This window comes from Microbacterium sp. AZCO (assembly GCF_039614715.1).
In the GTDB taxonomy this organism is placed as follows: Bacteria; Actinomycetota; Actinomycetes; order Actinomycetales; family Microbacteriaceae; genus Microbacterium.
Window position 1 is genome coordinate 162002 of sequence record NZ_CP154857.1, and the last position, 19237, is coordinate 181238.

The following is a 19237-nucleotide window of genomic DNA, read 5'->3' on the forward strand; positions in this document are numbered from 1 at the left end:
TGTCTCCGCCTCTCCGCTGCGGGGCCTCGCTAGGCGGGAAGGGGCAGGAGGACGGTCGGTGCGGGAGCGGCTTCTCGCCCCTCGAAGGGCACGGGCTGGCAGACCATCAGGTAATCGCCGGGCGCGACCTGCGAGAGGTCGGCGTTCTCCAGGATCACGACGCTCGCCCCGCACAGGATCTTGTGGGTCGGCCACTCCTCGGTGTTCGCGGGTGCTTCTATCGTCATGTAGTCGTTGCCGGCGAACCTCACGCCATGATCGACGAGCCACCGCGCCCCACTGGGACCGAGCCCCACCCAGGTGTCCGACCTCTCCGCGCGGGTGAGGGCGTCGGTGGAGTTCTTGGTGAGGAACAGCACCCGCTCCGCCCCGGCTGCACCGGCTGCTTCGAGATCCTCCGCCGTGATCTCCTCGTCGACACCCCGGAGATCGAGGACGCGCGCCGGCCCGACGACGCTCTCCAGCGCGATCTCGTCGACCGTCGCGCCGCCAGGCACGAAGTGCGACGGTGCGTCGACATGGGTGCCGGTGTGGGCGCCGATCAGCCAGCGGGACACGTCCGACGGGTATCCGTCGACGATCCGCTCGACCATCTCGAACGTCGGTCGGCGTCCCCAGTGCAGCATCTCTCCATGGATTGGGATGTTGATGTCGATGGCGCCGGTCATGCGACCTCCGGGCTCGTGTGGGATGACGGTTGTTATGAATGTATCCTATCCAGTAGATAATGGATCCACTAGCCGCGGATCGGAAAGGTTCGGCATGATCATCGACGCGTACAACACGACCCAGGACGTGCGGGGGCGCTCCGACTACCTGACCGGTGCGCGTCCGGGTGAGGAGCCACCCGCGCACACCCCATTCGAACCCGATCGCATCCTCACCCGCATGGACGCCGCGGGTGTCGACATGGCGATGGTGTGCTCGCTCGCACAGCGCATCGAGAACGACTTCATCATCGGGCTGCAGGATGCCTACCCCGAGCGCTTCATCGGCTTCGGGCAGGTGATGCCGCAGGCCGACGACGCGCTCGACGAGATCCGCCGCATGAACAAGGCCGGCATCCGCGGACTCAAGCTGCACCCGAGCATGCACGGCTACCATGTCGCCGACCACGGTCTGCTCGACCCCGTGTTCCGACTGTGCGCCGAGCTCGGGATGACGATCATCATCAATGCGCTCGACGACGCGTTCTGCGCGCCCTTCGCGATCGAGGAGATCGCGAAGGACCACCCCGACGTGCCGACGATCATCGCCCACATGGGTGCCGTGTGGAACGTGCCCGAGGCGATCATCGTCGCCGAGCGCCGCGAGAACGTGTACCTCGAGACGTCCGCGACCCTCATGGCGGACGTCAAGCGCGCCTACGCGCGGCTCGGGGGCGAGAAGATCCTCATGGGCACGGAGTGGCCCGGCTCGGACTTCGACCTCGAGCGCCTGAAGATCAAGAAGGCGATCCTCGACGACGGCGATCGCGCGCTCGTCGAGGGCGGCAACTACGCCCGCATCCTGCGCATCCAGGGATAGGGTGCCGTCGTGACCGCGCGACCCCTGGCTCACCGTCCCGACGACATGGACGACGCGGATGCCGAGCTCCTCGCCGCCGCGACGGCGCTGCTCGACGACGTCTACGCCCACGGCCGCCATGAGGTGGTCGCCGCGCTGCGCACCGCCGACGGCGCCATCCACCTCGGGGTCCACGTCGACGGCTCGGCCCGGCGCAGCAGCGTCTGTGCCGAGGGGGTCGCGGCGGGCCTCGTCATCGCGCACGGCGTGACGGGCAGTGCCGATGTGACCTCGATGGTGAGCGTGCTCCGCCGTGTCGAGGGGACGACCCACGTCATCGAGCCCTGCGGGGTGTGCGCCGAGCTCCTGACTGACTACTGGCCCGAGGCATCCGTCTGGGTGACGAAGGGCGACGACATCGTCCGCGTCCAGGCGGCCGACCTGCTGCCCGCGAAGCGCCTGCGCCGCTGGTGAGCGACGAGGGGCGCCGCGCGGCTCGCGCGGCGCCCCTGTCGTCCGTCGTCACTTGTAGACGACGTAGAACTTCCGGACGGGCTCGGTCACGGTCCAGACGCCTGTCCAGCCGAGCGGGAAGTACGCGACGCTGCCGGGCGTGAGCTCGACCGGCTCCTCGCCGTCGCGCTGCACCGTCATCGCTCCCGACAGGAGGTGGATGATCTCGGCGCGGGTCAGGAACTCCCAGCGCGACGTGCCGGGGTCGGACTCCCACGTGCCCGAGATGATCGTCCGCTCGTCGTTCGCGAACTCGACCCTGGATCGTGTGATGATCTCGCCCGAGAGGGGGTGGGCGGAGGGCGGTGTAAGGGGCTTCGCCTCGAGGTGGGCGACATCGATCTCGGCAGGGTTGTACGCGTGCGTCATGATTGGATCCTATTATGTGAGTAATGGATCCCCTCAAGGATCTCGTCAGAACGGCCACGACGCTCCAGCGACCGGAAGGTGACCCGATGCCAGGCAGAACACGGAGCGCCGTCGAGCGCGTGCGGAGCGCGTACGCGCGCATCGCCGAGGTGGACCGCCCCGAAGTGTGGATCTCGCTGCGCGAGGAGAGGGATGCCGCGACGGAGGCCGCCGTCGTCGAGAGTCGGGTCGCAGCGGGCGAACCGCTTGCGCTCGCGGGGCTGGTCGTCGCCGTCAAGGACAACATCGACGTCGCGGGGCTTCCCACGACCGCGGGGAGCCGCGCGTTCGCGTACGAGCCCCAGGCCGACGCGCCCGCCGTCGCGCGCCTGCGCGCGGCGGGCGCCATCGTCATCGGCAAGACCAACCTCGACCAGTTCGCGACGGGCCTCGTCGGCACCCGGAGCCCGTTCGGCGCCGTCCGCAACGCGTGGGATCCCGAGCGCATCTCCGGCGGCTCGAGCTCGGGCTCGGCCGTCGCGGTCGCCCTGGGAGTCGTCGACCTGGCGCTCGGCACGGACACGGCGGGCTCCGGGCGCGTGCCGGCGGCGCTCAACGGGATCGTCGGCGTCAAGCCCACGATCGGGCTCATCCCGACGACGGGCGTCGTGCCCGCGTGCCGCACCCTCGACTGCGTCACGGTCTTCGCGCGCGACCTCGTCACCGCCCGCAGTGCCGCCGAGATCATGGCGGGGCCCGACGGCGTCGACCCCCTCTCCCGCGCCGACGCCCCTGCGCCGCCGCTGGATGCGCGGCCAGTTGTCGCCGTGCCGACGCCCGAGCACCTCGAGGGTCTCGCCGAGGGGTGGGCGGATGCCTTCCGGGGCGTCGTCGCACGGCTCGCGGATGAGGGCGTCGACATCGTCGAGGTCGACATCGCGCCGCTCCTCGAGGCGGCGTCGCTCCTCTACGGCGGCGCGTTCGTCGCCGAGCGCACAGCTGCCGTGGGCGACTTCATCGGCGCGCACCGCGACCTCATCGGCACCGACCTCGATGAGACGGTTGCGGGCATCGTGCTCGCGGGTTCCGACGCGCGCGCCACGGACTACTTCCGCGATCGCGAGCGGCTCGAACGGCTGGGTCTTGAGGGGCGCGACCGGCTCGGCGGTGCCGTCGCACTCCTCACCCCGACGACGACGTGGCATCCGACGATCGCCGAGGTCGCGGCCGACCCCGTCGGCGCCAACAGCCGCATGGGGCGCTACACGAACTTCGCGAACCTGCTCGACCTCTCAGCCCTCGCGGTGCCCGCGGGCTTCGTCGGCGGGCTGCCGTTCGGCGTGATGCTCACGGGTGCGACCTTCGCCGACCGCACGCTGGCGCAGCTCGCCGAGCGCATCGTCGCCCCCGCGATCGACGTGCTCGTGGTCGGTGCCCACCTGCGCGGCCAGCCTCTCAACGTCCAGCTCGTCGAGGCGGGCGGCACGTTCGTCGACGACGTGCGCACCTCCGCCGACTATCGCCTGTATGCTCTCGCGACGACGCCGCCCAAGCCCGGGCTCGCGCGCTCCTCGGCCGGTGGAGCGCCCATCGCCGGCGAAGTGTGGCGCCTTCCGGCGGCGGGGTTCGCTCGCTTCGTCGCGGCCCTGCCCCAGCCCATGGGCATCGGCGCCGTCGTGCTCGAGGACGGACGGACGGTCGCCGGCTTCCTGTGCGAGGCGCTGGCCCTCGAGGGTGCCGACGACATCACGGCACACGGCGGATGGCGCGCCTTTCGCGAGTCGCTGGCATGACGACCGTCGTCTCGTGGGCGGATGCCGCGCCCCTCGCGCTCGCGGGACGGCCTGTGCGGCTCGTGCCGCTCGTTCTCGGATTCGAGCCGATCAGCGAAGCGATCTCGCTGCGCGGCGGCAGTCGCTTCCGCCACCTGCTCGAGCCGGTGACCGCCGCGGCGGTCGAGTTCGAACGCGGCTGGGTGCTCATCGACGGCGGGTTCGACCCGGCACGCCTCCGCGACCCCGTGCGGCGGGCGGCGGCCTTCACGTACGAGAACTACCTTCCGATCGTGCCCCCGGGCGACCCGCTCGTCGACCAGATCGCCGACGCGGGGCTGGAATGGGACGCCCTGGCCGGCGCCCTGCTCTCGCACGCGCACTTCGACCACACGGGCGCCGCGCGGCTGCTGCGCCCTCACCAGCCCCTCCTGATGCAGCGCCGCGAATGGGACCACGTCCGCACGGCGCCGTCCGAGCGCGACGCGTTCCTCTTCCGCGACGACTTCGAGCACCCCGACCTCACGATCGCGCTCCTCGACGGCGATGTGGAGCTCGCGGCGGGGCTGCGGGCCCTCGACACGGCGGGCCACACTCCCGGCCACCAGTCATTCGCGGTCGGCCTCCCGGGGCGCACCGTCGTGCTCGCCGGAGACGCCGCCGACCTGCGGAAGAACATCGAGCGGCGGGTCCCCACGGGCTCGACGGCCGATCCCGGTCACGAGGAACTCGCCGTGCGCGCGATCGAGCGTCTCGCCGACCTCGACGCGCAGGCGCTGACCGACGTGTGGCCGTCGCACGACCCCGAGTGGGCGCCGTGGCGCGAGATCGTCGAGGGTCGCTGACCCCAGACTCAGCGCAGGGCGTCGGCCAGGTGCGACGCCGCGCGCCACGACAGCGCCTCGATCGTCTCGACGGGCCCGCGGCCGCCCGTCGTCGGGAACGTCGACGACCCCACGACGACGAGGCCGGGCACACCGTGGAAGCGCCCGAAGCCGTCCACGACCGACGTCGCCGGGTCGCGGCCCATGCGCGCGCCGCCGTACAGATGCGTTCCCAGGGGCTGTGGGCGCAACGGCGGGCGCCACGTTCCCCGCGCGCCTGCGGCGAGCAACCACTCCGCGGCATGCCCGGCCAGTACGTCGGCGCGCCGCACGTCGTCGTCGGCGAGGGCGAAGGTGAGGCGCGCGACGGGGCGGCCCGTCGCGTCGCGATGCGAGAGGTCGAGGTCGATCGCGTTGCCTGCGCGCGGGAGCTGGTCGGGCTGGGCCCAGACGGTGCCGATCGACGAGTGGTGCGTGCGGACCCAGGCCGCGGCATCCCGTCCGCGCGTGATCTCGGGACGAAGGCCCTCGGCGACGTCGCGCAGCCGGTCGTCGCTCCATGGTCCCGTCATCGCCGCCTGCAGGATCGATCCGCCCACCACACCGTGGCGCGCGCCCATCCCTTCGCCCTCGAACTCGGCGACCGCCACGGCGGACGCCGGTCCTGCGCTGCGGCGCCCCAGGTCGATCCCGGGGAAGTCGCCGTGAACGACGAAGGCGTTGTGCGCCATGAACCACCGTCCGACGCGGCCCCCGGCCGTGAGCCCCGACAGCAGCAGCAGCCGGACGGTCGGGATGACGGATGCCGCGACCACGGCGGCGCCGCAGGCGATCGTGCGCGCGGACCCGTCGGCGTCGACGATTTCGACGCCGGCGATCGCCCCCGTGGATCCCTGCACGAGCGCCGTCGCCGTGGCATCCACGACCTCGATGTCGCGCCCGCGCAGGAGGAACGACGAATCCTTCGCGGCGGCCGCCGGAGCCGCCCGGGGGCGCCAGCCCAGCGCGCCGGCGGCGATCGTCATGCGGTCCGTCCATGACGTGGGCGGACGCGGTGCGACGCCTGTCGCCGACTCGATGAGGTCGTACCAGGGCGCGAGGTCGTCGGGCCCGATGGGCCAGTCGACGAGGTCGACGCCCTGCGGGATCACGCCGCCGCGGGCGAGCGTCGCCGTCCGCGCCCGGAACGACCAGTCGTCGAGCCGATACGCCTGCGGGGCGGCGAGGAGCTTCGAGCCGCCGACGCCGTCGCGTCCAGCCGGAGGAGTGCGCTGCGGCACGGCGCGCTGGTCGGCGTGGGTGCGCAGGGTCGGCGCGGGCGCCGCCATCGGCGCGCGCTCGCCGGGAGCGGGCTTCGGCTGCACCGCCGTGACGGTGTAGCCCGCATCCGCCAGCACCCGGGCGGCGACGATCCCGGCCGGGCCGAGACCGACGATCACGACATCCGCCATGAGATCCTCCCGGTTCGTGTTTCCAGGTTCGTATCCTAGATTAGTGGAATTGGATCCACATCGAGATCGGACCACCCATGACCTCTGCGCGCACCGGCATCGTTCGCACGCCCCGCTCCGTCCTGCTCTGCGTCGGGATCGGGCTGCTCGCGGGACTCCTGTCGGGCCTCTTCGGGGTCGGCGGCGGCACTGTCGTCGTGCCGCTCCTCGTGCTGCTGCTCCGCTTCGACCAGCGCCTCGCGGCCAGCACGTCGCTCGCCGCGATCATCCCGACCGCGGCCGTCGGCGTCGTGTCCTACGCGCTGCACGGGTCGGTCGCGTGGATCCCGGCTCTGCTGCTTGCCGCGGGCGCCGTCGTCGGGGCCCAGGTCGGCACCTGGCTGCTGCCGCGGGTCTCCCAGACGGTGCTGCGCTGGGCGTTCGTCGCCTTCCTCGTGGCCGTCATCGTGTCGCTGTTCCTCGTCATCCCGTCGCGCGACGCCCAACTCGAGCTCACATGGCTCACGGGGGCGGCGCTCGTGCTGCTCGGCGTCGGCACCGGGGTCGTCTCGGGGCTCATCGGCGTCGGCGGAGGCATCATCGTCGTGCCGGTGCTCATGCTCGGCTTCGGCACGAGCGACCTCGTCGCCAAGGGCACCTCACTGCTCATGATGATCCCCGCCGCCATCTCGGGCACGGTCGGAAACGCGCGACGCGGCAACGTCGACCTCGGGACCGCAGCGATCATCGGCATCGCGGCGTGCACGACGACAGCCCTCGGGGCGTGGATTGCGACGATGGTCGATCCGTTCGTCGGCAACGTCCTGTTCGCCGTGTTCCTCGCCTTCATCGCCGTGCAGATGGCGCTCAAGGCGATCCGCGGGCGCCGCGCCGGCTGACCCCAGCCGCGGGCGCCTCGCCGGTTAGCGCGATCCCAGGCATCCCGGCGCGGCGGTCCGCCGTCGGTGGGTGCGCACGGGTGACGACACGACCCCTCGCACCAGGCCGCCGCCGCGCTCGATCGGTCTCGTCTCGACACCCCGCTGGGGCCGGCCGCGACGCGCAGCGACACGCCTTCCGTGAGCCGCCTGCCGCCGAACAGCGCCAGCGCATTCCTCTTCGCCCGAGACGGGATGACCCTGCAGTGTTTCCGTAAGAAGGGACAACGCGGTCCAGCGCCTTCACCACGTCAGCACCTCGGTTGCGGCTCACTCCCACCCTCGGCGCCGGTACCGAGCACGGTTGCCTTTTGACACCGGCGGTAGCCGTGAATCGCTTCGCGCCAGACCAGGTCGGCACGGTGCGTCTGATCGCTGTGGCGATGAACATCGTGCAATGGAACGTGGGAGCTGCGTCGTTGTCGACTCGGACCCGCCGGCAAAGGCGCATGAGGAGGGGCGATTTCAACGATATGAGCGGGTTCGCCACCGCGCGGCGGCCGACCCCAGGTCGACCGCGGGTCTCACCTGTGCTGCTGGGCGGCGCGTTCGATATTGCCCTCGTGGATATCCGCGACCCATTCCAAGCCCGGCTTGGGTGCCGTGACGCGGGAATCGGAGATCAGGCGCCCGTCACGCAGGGCCTCGATGTACGCGCGATCCGCGGCGATCCGGGCTCGGAGTTCGCGGGCGTCGCCGACGGTGCCGTGCCCGGGCACCACGAAGTCGACGTCAGGTGCGGTCTGCTCTAGCAGCTCCAGCCCGTCGAGGTAGTCCTGCAGCGGGTCGGGTCGGTCGCCGTGGAAGTCCGGCATGGGCACGAGGACATCGGACAGCATGTCTCCCGCGATCAGCACGCGACGCTCCTGGATGAGCAGCGCGGCATGACCCTGCGCGTGGGCGCGGTGCTCCAGGACGTGAGCGACCGGACCTGGCCACGGCACTGTGCGCGCGTCTGGCGGAAGGCCGATCAATACGCCGAACAGGTCCAGCGGCACATCGTCCGCGATCTCAGGCGGCAGCCCCTCTGCGAGGTGTGCCTGCCAGTCGGAGTCGTCTCGCAGGCGGTCAACGAACGCAGCGGCGCGCGCGGTGCTGTAGCGCGGTACGTCGCCGAGGCTCGGATGCCAGAGTGCATGGTCCCAATCCGGATGCGTCGCGAACCCGGCAACAACCGCCATGCCCCGCGCGCGCACACTCACCCCAAGATCGATCAGTTCCGCATTGGTCAAGCCCGGGTCGATGACCAGGGCAGCCGCCCCGTCATCCACGACGACCGAGTTGGTGTCGAGGCATCGACTGGTCCGAACATGAACCCCCTCGACGATCCGAGTCAGCATCCGGGCGCCTGCTTCAGAACAGCGGCCACGCCCGCGTCACCCGCCGTTCCCTCGCACCGATCCACATGCGGCATCCAAGGAGCATGTCGGAGCTGCCGTTCCGGGCGCAAGCAGGTCGCGCTGCGGAAGTTCGCGTCATCGACGGCGGCGGTGAAGCGAAGATCTGTCAGGCGGAGGAATCCACCCGCTTCATCAGGATCAACCAGCTGAGGTAGTGCTCGGTCACGTGTCCGCCGAGCTCGTCCACCGCCTGTGCGGCGGCCTCGGCCTCGGCGGCGGACCATTCGCTGAAGGTGAGGAAGAGATCCCTGATCTGATCGGAGGAGAGGGTCACCGACCAGCGGTACAGCTCGGTGAATTCTTCGGCGAAGAGGTCCCCGTCGCTGAGGCGGCGAGCCCAGGCGGCCGTGTCGAGCTCGTTCGGTCCGGTGCGTCGAGGCGGATCTCGGCGACGCGCGACGATGCGTTCGACCTTATCGCGGAACGCCGTCCGAACTGTCGGATCACCGAACACGGTCCGCCACACGGCGAATCTTCCGCCGGGAACCAGCGTGCGATGCAGCTTGGGCAAGACGACGTCAAGATCCAGCCAATGCACGGCGGTCGCGGCCACTGCTCCGTCGAACGTCGCCTCGGGGAGGGCTACCGCTTCAGCGGTTTCACCCAGCACCCGCACGTGCGGGAGACGAGCACGAAGTCGCGCTGCCAGGGCGGGACCGGGCTCGACCGCGGTGACCTCGGCGCCGGCTTCCACCATCGATACTGTCGCTTGTCCGCTGCCGGCGCCCAATTCGACGATCCGGACACCGGGGCCAAGCAGGCCGAGGGCGCGCAGTCGCCACCACAGCGCCTCCGGGTACGGTGGCCTGGCCCGCTCGTAGATCTCCGCCCGCGCATCGAAGTGCATCGGGTCCACCATCTGGCGACTGTACTGCAGCGCCGCCCCGCGACCGCCGCCGCATGAGACGCGATTGCCAGTCTCGCAGCGTGCGGTTACGGGCCTCAGCTAGGGCAAGAGGTCGAGCATCTGTGGTCGCGCCCTCATTGCGTGGATCACGAGCTCGTTGCCGCTGTCGAAGACCAGCACGACTGTCTCAGGCAGTCGACCCTGCTGGTCGAAGCCGAGTCGAAGCTGACGTGCAGGTGAGGCGTCGTCCAAATCCTCGATCCAGAGCGGCCAGGAAGCAGCCTGGATGACGTCCTCGGGGAGAATGCCGTGCTTGAGGGCTGATTCATGGACCTTCACGCGGCGTAGGCCGCGATCGCTTCGCGGATGAGTTCCGATCGGGATTTGTGCTCACGCGCGGCGCGAGCATCGAGCGCGGCCAATTCCTCGGACGTCAGCCTGAGTGCGACAACTTGAGCGGGTTCCGCGCCGCGACCAGGTCTACCCCGTCCGCGACGCTTGAGGACGTCAATGTCGTACCCGACTTCAGCCTCGGCAGCCCATGCTGCGAGCTGTTGCTCGGTGACCGGTACTCCGCCGATCGTTTCCCCATCGCTCATGGCGTGATCGTAATACGAAATTCTGGAATCCTCTGCGTCCCCGGTGTTCGAGCCCGGTCCGCGGCGGAGCACTCGGACAACGGCCCCTGGGTGGCTCACATCGTTGGGGACGATGAACGAATGAATGGAACACAGATTGGCTGTGCCAGAGTCTCAACCACTGATCAAGACCTCACCGCCCAGCGAGACGCTCCTTTGCGTTTGGGTGTCAAAGACGCGCACCAAGGCGCAACGCAAGCTTCTCTTCGAGATCCACGACCGAGGCGAATACAGCCAGACCGAGATCGCCGAACTGTTCGGAGTGTCGCGCGCCACGGTCTACCGCGTTGCTCCTGCACCGCCGCGAGATGTACCTCGCGTCCATGCGAGGCCCACGTCCTCCAGCGGCTAACGCCCCGGCCAGGATTCCCAACCCGCCATCCGGATACGCCACAGCGCGCACAGACGGGCGCGCTCATCACGGAGCAAGGTGACTCTCCTTGCTAGGGGTGCTGCTTGACCCGCAGGAGGTGAGAGGCCCGCTCGGCATCACGGGAGACGAGAACCGACCGTCCGACGAGTTCGTGCAGGGTGGGCAGATCAACGTCGGCCAACTTCTTGATGTACAGCTTGCTCACGCCCGTTCTGTAGACACCGAGCTTGGCGAGAAGATCGCCGTCGCGCACCTCGAACCCGTTCATGAGGTTGACGACGAGATTGGCTGCCCGGGGCGCGAAACCAGCGAGCGGAAGCATCCCCTCACGACCACTCTCGTAGCGGTAGTGCAGCGTGCCGAATCCGACGATGCTTGGACCCCACATCACCGGCACCTCGCCGGTGAGCTGCCCGAACATCTCGCACAGCGTCTTGGCATCGGAGCGCCGCGTCGCATCCGGAATGGAATCGAGAAAGGCATCCACATCAGCGGACGTCGGCCGCATGACCGAGGGCTTCGCCATCGGCCGAGAGTACCAACACTGCGCGGTGTTCCGTCCCGGTTGGGTTTAGATCAAGCGGCGCTCCCTCGGGTACGGGCGTCGGCGCTCCGTCGAGCGGACGGTCCCCGCCCGACGGTCGGTCCGTACCCGAGCGGCGCTCGAAGGGTCGCTCTCCCGACCCTGCTGGTTTGCGCCGCGGTTGTTTTCGTCGCGGTGTAGCGGGGCCTATCTGGGCTGCCACCACAGGAGGTCGGTGGATTGCTCGAAGCCGGCACGCTTGTACATGGGTACGGCGCGCGCGCGTGAATGCACGGTGACGTGCTCCACCCCCTCGGCGGCGGCGACCCTCATCACGTACTCCACCAGCTTTCGTCCGATCCCCTGACCCCGGAACTCAGGATCGACGTAGACGCTTTGGATGTCCGCGGACGTTCGAACGCCATCCACGCCGGGTGTGGGCACGCGCTCCTGCACGGCGAGCCACGTCATGCCGATCGCATTCCCGTCCGCTTCAGACACCGCGATGAAGGCTCGATGGGTTCGACGGTTCTCCGCGAGCCAATCTCCGAGCCGACGCTCATAGTCTGCCTGCCCAACCAAGAGTGGACTCCCGCCCTCCGAGGTAGAGGCGCTCCGCATTCGGGCGAGCACCGGGATGTCGCTGAGATCCGCTTCGCGAAAGGTCGCACTCATCCCACGACGGTAGCGCCGACGAACGCTGCGGGAGCAGGAGTCGCGACACCCGAAGGAGAGCGCGCGCATTGCAATCCTGGTCTGACATCGGCGAAACATAGGCTGGCCGAATGGTGCACTCGACCGGATCCCGACCCGTCACGATCGTCACTGGCGGCAGCCGCGGTATCGGGGCAGCCATCGCAGAACGACTCGCCGCTGACGGCCATGATCTCGCGCTGACCTACAGGGTCGCCGCCGACGAGGCCGCGGCCGTCGCCGCAGCGTGCCGCGCCCTGGGGGCCCGGGTCCTGCTCATCCAGGCAGATCTCGCGGACCTCGACGACGCCGCTGGCGTGGTCCCGGCAACACTCGCCGAGTACGACCGACTGACCGGCCTCGTCAACAATGCCGGCGTCACCATGCGGATCGGCGACTACATCGACATCGACCTCGCCGAAGTGGAGCGGATGCTGCGCATCAACGTCCTCGCTCCCATCGCCATCACCCGCGCCGCGCTCGAGGTGATGTCGTGGGACAGGGGCGGCGAGGGCGGCACGATCGTCAACATCTCCTCGGGTGCTGCGACCAGCGGCGCTCCGAATACCTACGTGCCGTATGCGATGAGTAAGGCGGCGATCAACGCGATGACCATCGGCTTGTCCAAAGAGTTCGGCCCGCAGGGCGTGCGCGTGAACACGGTCTCACCCGGGACCACCTATACGACCATCCACGCCGATGGTGGGCGCCCGAACGCTCCCGAAGAGCGTGCCCCGGGCATCCCGTTGCGCCGCGCTGCGCATCCCCACGAGATCGCCGACGCCGTCGCCTACTTCTTCGGCCCGGGCGCCGCCTTCACCTCCGGCGCCGACCTCCGAGTCGCCGGAGGCAGCTGAGCCCGCAGGCTCGGACTCCACAACGCCTACCTCCAAGCGAGACCACCGACGCGGAACGTGCGCCCGTGACGGCCCCAGGCGCGTGCGATACACGTATGCGAATCCGAAGCGATAGCGTCCGAACGCGGACGCGACGTGCCTCTTCCGCGGCGCACCGCGCGCAAAGGGGTCGTCGCTCAGCGGGCGTCCTGGCGTGACTGCTGGATGGAAACGCTCGCGAGGCTAGCGCTGGGGCTATGAGCTCACTAGTCGTGCCGGCCATCCCCGGTCACGAACGCGATCTGGACAGTCCCCGCCAGCGCGTGAATCCGTCCCTCACGGTCATGAACCATGCGTGCTTCAGAACTCGGAGGTGGCCCGCGCGGCCGCACCACCAACACGCGCCGCAAACAAGACGAGTCCGAGCATGCCGACAGCGGCGACAAGCACACCGATGATCACCGCTGGCATCGGAACGGGAACCAGGGCGAACGACCCACCAAGCACGCTGACGACCCCTGCGTAGACGGTCGCGCGGCGCGCACGCACATGCGCGGCCAACCAGGCTTCGTCACTGGCCATGGTGCTCGGGATCCTTATGCCGGCGACCTGATTTCGCCGGAGACGCCCGGACGCTGCCGCATTCGCGATCCAGATCAGCAGACTGCCAGCACCCACCATCACGACGAACAAGGCGATCCTGGCGATCCACTCGTTCTCCATAGCTTCGAAGCTAACCCGCCGTCGATGAACTGAGCCGAGGGACCGTCACTTCGTGGCCAACAGGCCGCTTCACGGGTCCCTCAGTTCGCTGCGAAGCTCGCGCCGCGCTCGCGGGTCGGGGCAGCCGACTGGTGAGTCATGTAGACATCGACGTCGTCCTCCGAGCCGGTGACGAAGCCATGACGCTCGTAGAGCCGGCGGGCAGCGCTTCCCTGCAGGACATTGAGGCGTGTGTCGCCACTAAAGGCTTCACCGATCACCTTGCCGAGCACCGCACCGCCGACGCCTCGACCCTGCAGCTCGGGTTCGATATAGAAGTGCTCGATCCAGCGAACGGGCCCGTCCGGGCGCGTCGTGATGCAACCCACGTCAGCGCCGGACACTGAGATGACCCGCGTCCATTCGGGACGGAAGCTCTGCCGCATCCGCTCGCGCACGCGGATTTCGTCATATCGCCCGAGACGTTCCAGATCTGCACGAAGCACCCGAGAGCGCAGCTCGACGAGCCAATCGATGTCCTCGGGAGTGCTCGGCCGCAAGGAGATATCCACCCGACTCAGATTACGACCGCTCGGATGTCGGACGATGGTCCCCCAGTGGGCGGTGACGAGCTGTTCTCAGTTGGAGACCGACCGTTGTGGGGTCAGTGCGGCGATTGCAGTTGCTCGAGAGGCCGCAGCGCGGTGTCGGGCGAGCAGCCGAGTTCGCCAGGCTGGAGCAGGACGCGGGGGACGGACAACATCTGAACGCCGTCGTCGCTTCGCTTGACGAGCAAGCAGTCGTGCGCGTCACCCATCGCGAAGCCGATGTCGCCGCCGGCCATCACCGCGTGGGGTTCGAACGCCACCTCCCGCTCTCCAGTCGGTTGCGGCATCCGCGCGGCCACCTGGGCGACGATGTCGTCAGCGGATGCGGTGGGAGACGCGTTCGTGAGTACCTCGACGACGAGCGCTTCGGCACCATCGGGCACGACGTACACCGGGCGGGTGTCGAGCGGGGGCGGGATGCGCGCCGCGTCAGGCGGGCACTGGACGTCGTGTGCGACTGCAGCGTCGTTGTCCCAGTCGCCGAACTTCTCCGTTGCGACGCCCCAGTAATCGAATTGCGACTCGAAGCACGCGACGTATCGATCGCCGGAGGACATCGCCGGTACTGTCGCGCGGAACTGCAGTGCCCCGAAGGGCTCACCGTGGACGGTATCGGGGTACGACTCGAAGCCGATGAGTTCCACCACGCTCGAGGTCTTCGTATCGGTGTCGGCCCAGCGGGCGTAGTCCTCGATGGTGTCCGTAGCGCCCCGGTACAGGCCGCGGGAGATGTCGGCCACCGCTCCGCGGGCCCTCGCATGCGCATCCGCATCCGTGGGGGCCACCGGCGGCTCAGAACATGCCGCCAGAGGGAGCAAGGCCACAAGAGAGACGACGGCGGCCAGGGCCAGCCGATCGCTCAGCGAGTAGCGCTCAGTCATGAGCGAACACTAATCGAGAGGTGGACAAGAAGACGGCGTAGTTCGGCCGAAGACCTGCCGCGCCGGAAGTCGTCCGATCAGCGCTCAGCTGACGGTCCGCGAGCGGGCAACCTGGGACGGTCTCCTGAGCGCTCAACACCAGTAGCGCTCGTTCGATCGCGTCTTCGCGTCCGCGGGCGCCATCGCCTGGCTCGCCGACTGACGCTAGCCCTCGAGCAGTGCTGCGAGCGCGGCCAGGTCGCGCTCCAGGCTGTGCTGAACCTCGGCAGACATTCCCCGTGCCAGTTGCGCTTCGCCTGGCCCGTCGAGCCATGCAGACAGTGTGACCTCGGTGCCGTCGAGCACTTCGACGGCTTCGTGGTGCACGGTCAACTTCGCCCCATCGAGTTCGGTGGTGTCGGCGTAGACAAAGCCCGGCCCGACCGTTGTGATGCGGAACGGCGCCTCTTGACCCCCGACCGCTTTCAGGACTCCGCGGGCGCCCACGCCGAAGGGCTCTGACAGCCTGAAGTACTCCATACTCGGCGCCCACTCGGGGTGTGTCTCGATCGCGCACCAGCGCTCGAAGAACAATGAGGCCGAGGCGCTCGACGTGCGGCGGGTTCGGGCAATCTCGATCACGAATCGACGCTAGCGCCAATCCCCGACAGTGAAGCGGCCGAGCTCGTTGGCCGCTCTCATCGGTCGTTGGTGTCGGTTGAGGGTGGTTGATCGCGCTCGCGGTGGCGCGCGTTGCGATCAACGCGTTCGGAGTCCTGGGCGGCCCGGCAGGCGCTGCGCGCAGCTCAACCGCACGCCGAAAGCCGATCGACCGCGTGGTACCTGATCGCCCGCAGCGCTGCACTGTCGATCGCCTCATTGGTCGGCGGCCTCGGTCTGTCCTGGGGGGGCGTTCCAGATGGCGGGCTGGATCTATGGGTCTCGGCGGAGAACGTGCTGGTCCACGTTCTCGACGTGCCGGTCTGGCTTTCACGCGGCAGACAGTCCTGGGCCGTCGTCGCCGTCGTCTGCCCTGTTCTCGTGCTCACCTTGGTCGGCGCACCACTGTTCCAGGCCTGACTGCGGACTCCGGTCGGCCACTTGTCAAGCCCGGCTTCGGCGGGGCGTGCTCACGTACGCTCCGGTGAGACATTCCTGCGACGAGAAGAGAGCACGACCGTGAGTTCGACCGAGCGGCGCCCGCGCGCCCGAATCTCTGCGAGTCGCTGATCCGCGCCCGCGACGAGGCGGAGCGGCGGTCGCTCATCGCTCCCGACACCGCGATCAGCGAAGCGAATGCTCTCGCGCTCTCCGACGCGTACGGCATGAACGAGTTCGGCCGGGACCTTCCCTCCACCATCGAGTGGTGTGTGACGGTCGGCGGAACCGCCCCGCCGCTCGGACGTGGCAGGACGCGCGAACTGTGGGATCTGCTCGCCGCGACCGCGCTCCGCGACGTCGCCGCTGCGCGCATCCTCGAACCGCACCTGGACGCACTGAGCATCCTGCAACAGGCAGGCACCGACCTTCACGCAGCGGTCGATCCGTGGCAGCTGTCGACGATCGGCGCCGACCGCACGTCGTCGTGGGGCGTTTTCGCCGCGGAGGGACCGGGTCTGCGTGTCGACGCTCGCGAGACCGCGTCCGGGTGGACTCTCAGCGGGACGAAGCCGTGGTGCTCGCTGGCGTCGCATCTTTCGCATGCTCTCGTGACGGCATTCGTCGGCGCGGAGCGGCGACTGTTCGCGGTGGCTCTGCGCACACCGGCTGTCCGCCCGCATGATGGGCCCTGGCTGGCGCGCGGTCTGCCCGACATCGTCAGCGCTCCCGTCGACTTCGACGGCGCTGTCGCGGTCCCGATCGGCGAGATCGGCTGGTATCTGACGCGACCGGGGTTCGCGTGGGGAAGTATGTCGGTCGCCGCATGCTGGTGGGGCGGTGCGCTCGGGTTGCGCGATGCGCTCCAGGTCGCGGCCTCCTCCGAGCGTGCCGACCAAGTCGCTCTCGTGCATCTGGGAACGGTGGATGCCGCGCTCTGGGCGGCGCGGGCGGTGCTGCGCGAGGCAGCCGACCTCGTGGACGCGGGTACCCGAACGGATCCCAAGCTGCTGGCTGAACGGGTGCGCGCAGCGGTCGTGCATGCGGCCACCACGGCTCTGGCCGAGTCCGACGCTGCTCTCGGGCCGGGACCGCTGGTGTCGAACCCGGAGCACGCCCGCCGCGTGGCCGACCTGCACCTCTATCTGCGGCAGCATCATGGCCTACGCGACGCCGCGCGTCTCGGCCGGCTCGCGGTCCAGGGCGGGGTCGGCGGCTGATGGCGGGGTTCAGTCACCTCGACTCGGGGACGCCGGAGGCCCTCTGGCGTGATGAGCTCGGGCGACGCCGCCTGCCGTCGTTCGACCTCGACTTCGACCTGCTCGTCGTGGTCGCCGCACACCCCGACGACGAGACCCTCGGCGCGGGCGGTCTGCTGAACCGCGCGTCCCGAATGGGTGCGAGAGTCGTGGTGGTGATTGCGACGGATGGCGAGGCATCCCATCCCGACTCACCCTCCCACGACCGGACGACGCTCGCCCGTCGACGCCGCGAAGAGGTGCGTCAGGCGGTCGCGATGCTCGCGCCTGAGGCAGAAGTGGCCTTCCTCGGCCTCCCCGACGGTGGCCTCGATCGGGCTGCCGCGAGCCTCCGTGAGAGCCTCGTGGCACTGTTCGATCGCCACGGCGAGATCGATCCGCGGAGAGTGCTCGTCGCTGTGCCGTGGGCGGGGGATCGGCACCGCGATCATCGCATCGCCGCCGAGGTCGCGAGGGGCGTCGCCGCTGAGCGGCGCCTGAAGTTGCTGGAATATCCGATATGGGGCTGGCACTGGGCCACGCCGGTTGATCTGCCGTGGGACCGGATGGTCGCACTCGCGCTCACGACGGAAGAGCGCCAGTCGAAACGCGAGGCTCTCGCCTGTCACATCACCCAGATCGCCCCCCTGTCCGAGCAGCCGGGCGACGAGCTGCTGCTGCACGCCGGCATGCAGGAGCACTTCGATCGCGATCGGGAGATCTTCGTCACCGCACCCGCCGACAGGCCTTCCCGCCAGAGCCTCGATGCGCAGTGGTTCGACGAGTTCTATCGCCGCAACGGCGACGATCCCTGGGGCTTCGAGACACGCTGGTACGAGCAGCGCAAGCGCGCCGTGCTGATGGCAGCGTTACCCACCGCGCAGCTCGGTCGCGTGTTCGAGATCGGCTGCGCGACGGGTCTGCTCACCGCGGAGCTCGCCGATCGTGCGCACGAAGTGATCGCGATGGATGCCGCCACCCCGGCCGTGGTTGCGGCGCGACGCCGCCTCGCCCATCGCCGAAACGTGTCGGTCCGCCAGGGCAGCGTCCCCGGCGACTGGCCCGACGGGCGCTTCGACACGATCGTGCTCTCCGAGGTCGGCTACTACCTCTCCCCATCCGACCTCGAGCGGACGATCACGCTGATCGAGGCATCCCTTGCCGACGACGGATGCCTCGTGGCCTGTCACTGGCGGCATCCGGTCGCCGACTATCCCCAGACGGGCGACGCCGTGCACGAAGCCCTTCAAGGGGTGCCGACGTGGGAGGCGGTCAGCCGGCACGTGGAGCACGACTTCCTCCTGGACGTGTTCGCTCGTGGCCCTGTCCGCTCCGTGGCCGAGAGAGAGGGGCTCGTATGAAACGACGACCCGCCGATGTCATGGTCATCGTCGTACCTGTCCGCAACGAGGAACTGCTGCTCGAGGCATCCCTGTCCGCCCTCGCCATCGCGGTCGAGGTGGCCTCGGATGCCGGCATCCGCAGCGAGGTTCGCATCGTCCTCGACCGGTGCACGGATTCGTCGGCGGATATCGCAGGGCGCTTCGCGTTCCCGACGCTCACCTCCGACGCGGGGCGCGTCGGGGCGGCGCGGGCTTCGGGTGTCTCCCACGCCCTGGACGCGCTCGCCGACACACCTGTCGATCGCATTTGGATCGCGAACACGGATGCCGACTCCCGCGTGCCGGCCGGCTGGCTCACGCTCTTCCAGCGGATCTCGAGGACCGCCGACGTCTGCGTAGGCACCGTGCGACCCGACTTCGACGACCTGTCAACGGCGCAGCGCGCGCTTTGGCTGCGGACTCACTTCCGTGGCCGGCCCAACGGCCACGTCCACGGTGCCAACCTCGCACTGAGCGCACGCGCCTATCTCGCCGCAGGCGGGTTCGCGCCCCTTGGAGAGCACGAAGACGTCGACCTCGTCGCACGCTGCCGGAACCACGGCGCCGTCATCGTCGCAAGCGATCACGCCGAGGTGCTGACCTCCGGCCGGCACGCCGGGCGCACCCCCGGCGGCTATGCCGGCTACCTGAAGCTGCAGGCCGCCGATCTGTCGCACGGCGCAGCCCACATCGACTGACGACGAGCGG

At 69.3% G+C, this 19237-nt stretch carries 23 protein-coding genes; 10 read left to right on the forward strand and 13 right to left on the reverse strand.

Annotated features, from left to right (window positions below; translation table 11 throughout):
* Positions 1-29 precede the first annotated feature (29 nt).
* Positions 30-668 (reverse strand): cyclase family protein, encoded by a 639-nt coding sequence (locus AAIB33_RS00760; protein ID WP_345801661.1) that lies wholly within the window; start codon positions 666-668, stop codon positions 30-32.
* A gap of 94 nt (positions 669-762) precedes the next feature.
* On the opposite strand from AAIB33_RS00760, the gene AAIB33_RS00765 reads away from it, so the two are divergent.
* Positions 763-1527 (forward strand): amidohydrolase family protein, encoded by a 765-nt coding sequence (locus AAIB33_RS00765; protein ID WP_345801662.1) that lies wholly within the window; start codon positions 763-765, stop codon positions 1525-1527.
* Between the two features lie 9 nt (positions 1528-1536).
* Positions 1537-1980: a hypothetical protein gene (locus AAIB33_RS00770; RefSeq protein ID WP_345801663.1), complete on the forward strand. Its 444-nt coding sequence runs from the start codon at positions 1537-1539 to the stop codon at positions 1978-1980.
* A 48-nt stretch (positions 1981-2028) separates the two neighbouring features.
* Here AAIB33_RS00770 and AAIB33_RS00775 read toward each other — a convergent pair whose 3' ends face one another.
* Positions 2029-2388: a cupin domain-containing protein gene (locus AAIB33_RS00775; protein WP_345801664.1), complete on the reverse strand. Its 360-nt coding sequence runs from the start codon at positions 2386-2388 to the stop codon at positions 2029-2031.
* Positions 2389-2474: 86 nt separating this feature from the next.
* Here AAIB33_RS00775 and atzF point away from each other — a divergent pair, with 86 nt between their 5' ends.
* Positions 2475-4160, forward strand: a complete 1686-nt coding sequence (atzF, locus tag AAIB33_RS00780) for an allophanate hydrolase (RefSeq protein ID WP_345801665.1) — start codon at positions 2475-2477, stop codon at positions 4158-4160.
* On the forward strand, positions 4157-4984 hold the full coding sequence (locus tag AAIB33_RS00785) for an N-acyl homoserine lactonase family protein (RefSeq protein WP_345801666.1): 828 nt from the start codon (positions 4157-4159) through the stop codon (positions 4982-4984). The genes atzF and AAIB33_RS00785 overlap by 4 nt, the downstream gene beginning before the upstream one ends.
* An 8-nt stretch (positions 4985-4992) precedes the next feature.
* Here the strand turns inward: AAIB33_RS00785 and AAIB33_RS00790 are convergent, their stop codons facing one another.
* Positions 4993-6414: a GMC oxidoreductase gene (locus tag AAIB33_RS00790; protein ID WP_345801667.1), complete on the reverse strand. Its 1422-nt coding sequence runs from the start codon at positions 6412-6414 to the stop codon at positions 4993-4995.
* A gap of 77 nt (positions 6415-6491) precedes the next feature.
* Here AAIB33_RS00790 and AAIB33_RS00795 point away from each other — a divergent pair, with 77 nt between their 5' ends.
* Positions 6492-7292, forward strand: coding sequence for a sulfite exporter TauE/SafE family protein (locus AAIB33_RS00795; RefSeq protein WP_345801668.1), 801 nt, complete (start codon positions 6492-6494; stop codon positions 7290-7292).
* A 563-nt stretch (positions 7293-7855) separates the two neighbouring features.
* On the opposite strand, the gene AAIB33_RS00800 is transcribed toward AAIB33_RS00795, so the two are convergent.
* From AAIB33_RS00800 to AAIB33_RS00825, 6 genes are all read right to left on the reverse strand, one after another.
* Positions 7856-8671 carry an MBL fold metallo-hydrolase gene (locus AAIB33_RS00800; RefSeq protein ID WP_345801669.1) on the reverse strand — a complete coding sequence of 272 codons (816 nt, stop codon included), beginning with the start codon at positions 8669-8671 and terminating at the stop codon, positions 7856-7858.
* Positions 8672-8837: 166 nt separating this feature from the next.
* Entirely contained in the window at positions 8838-9590 is a 753-nt protein-coding gene (locus AAIB33_RS00805; protein ID WP_345801670.1) for a class I SAM-dependent methyltransferase, read from the reverse strand.
* 87 nt (positions 9591-9677) lie between these two features.
* The gene (locus AAIB33_RS00810) at positions 9678-9917 is read right to left on the reverse strand and encodes a toxin (protein ID WP_345801671.1); all 240 of its coding nucleotides are present in this window, start codon (positions 9915-9917) and stop codon (positions 9678-9680) included.
* The gene (locus tag AAIB33_RS00815; protein ID WP_345801672.1) at positions 9914-10177 is read right to left on the reverse strand and encodes a ribbon-helix-helix protein, CopG family; all 264 of its coding nucleotides are present in this window, start codon (positions 10175-10177) and stop codon (positions 9914-9916) included. Before AAIB33_RS00815 ends, AAIB33_RS00810 begins: the two co-directional genes overlap by 4 nt.
* Before the next feature lie 482 nt (positions 10178-10659).
* The gene (locus AAIB33_RS00820; protein ID WP_345801673.1) at positions 10660-11115 is read right to left on the reverse strand and encodes a DUF1801 domain-containing protein; all 456 of its coding nucleotides are present in this window, start codon (positions 11113-11115) and stop codon (positions 10660-10662) included.
* Positions 11116-11319: 204 nt separating this feature from the next.
* Complete coding sequence (locus AAIB33_RS00825; protein WP_345801674.1) at positions 11320-11787, reverse strand: GNAT family N-acetyltransferase; 468 nt, start codon at positions 11785-11787, stop codon at positions 11320-11322.
* Positions 11788-11897: 110 nt separating this feature from the next.
* Between AAIB33_RS00825 and AAIB33_RS00830 the strand changes: the two genes are divergently transcribed.
* Positions 11898-12662, forward strand: coding sequence for an SDR family oxidoreductase (locus tag AAIB33_RS00830; RefSeq protein WP_345801675.1), 765 nt, complete (start codon positions 11898-11900; stop codon positions 12660-12662).
* A gap of 339 nt (positions 12663-13001) precedes the next feature.
* Here the strand turns inward: AAIB33_RS00830 and AAIB33_RS00835 are convergent, their stop codons facing one another.
* From AAIB33_RS00835 to AAIB33_RS00850, 4 genes are all read right to left on the reverse strand, one after another.
* Positions 13002-13364 carry an SdpI family protein gene (locus tag AAIB33_RS00835; protein WP_345801676.1) on the reverse strand — a complete coding sequence of 121 codons (363 nt, stop codon included), beginning with the start codon at positions 13362-13364 and terminating at the stop codon, positions 13002-13004.
* Positions 13365-13444: 80 nt separating this feature from the next.
* Positions 13445-13915: a GNAT family N-acetyltransferase gene (locus tag AAIB33_RS00840; protein WP_345801677.1), complete on the reverse strand. Its 471-nt coding sequence runs from the start codon at positions 13913-13915 to the stop codon at positions 13445-13447.
* Positions 13916-14007: 92 nt separating this feature from the next.
* On the reverse strand, positions 14008-14832 hold the full coding sequence (locus AAIB33_RS00845) for a hypothetical protein (RefSeq protein ID WP_345801678.1): 825 nt from the start codon (positions 14830-14832) through the stop codon (positions 14008-14010).
* 204 nt (positions 14833-15036) lie between these two features.
* A complete protein-coding gene (locus tag AAIB33_RS00850) occupies positions 15037-15453 on the reverse strand; it encodes a hypothetical protein (protein WP_345801679.1) in 417 nt (138 codons plus the stop codon).
* A 111-nt stretch (positions 15454-15564) separates the two neighbouring features.
* Between AAIB33_RS00850 and AAIB33_RS00855 the strand changes: the two genes are divergently transcribed.
* From AAIB33_RS00855 to AAIB33_RS00870, 4 genes are all read left to right on the forward strand, one after another.
* Positions 15565-15891, forward strand: coding sequence for a hypothetical protein (locus AAIB33_RS00855; RefSeq protein ID WP_345801680.1), 327 nt, complete (start codon positions 15565-15567; stop codon positions 15889-15891).
* 245 nt (positions 15892-16136) lie between these two features.
* Complete coding sequence (locus tag AAIB33_RS00860; protein WP_345801681.1) at positions 16137-17129, forward strand: acyl-CoA dehydrogenase; 993 nt, start codon at positions 16137-16139, stop codon at positions 17127-17129.
* Complete coding sequence (locus AAIB33_RS00865) at positions 17129-18508, forward strand: PIG-L family deacetylase (RefSeq protein ID WP_345801682.1); 1380 nt, start codon at positions 17129-17131, stop codon at positions 18506-18508. The genes AAIB33_RS00860 and AAIB33_RS00865 overlap by 1 nt, the downstream gene beginning before the upstream one ends.
* Positions 18505-19227 carry a glycosyltransferase gene (locus AAIB33_RS00870; protein ID WP_345801683.1) on the forward strand — a complete coding sequence of 241 codons (723 nt, stop codon included), beginning with the start codon at positions 18505-18507 and terminating at the stop codon, positions 19225-19227. Before AAIB33_RS00865 ends, AAIB33_RS00870 begins: the two co-directional genes overlap by 4 nt.
* Positions 19228-19237: the final 10 nt, after the last annotated feature.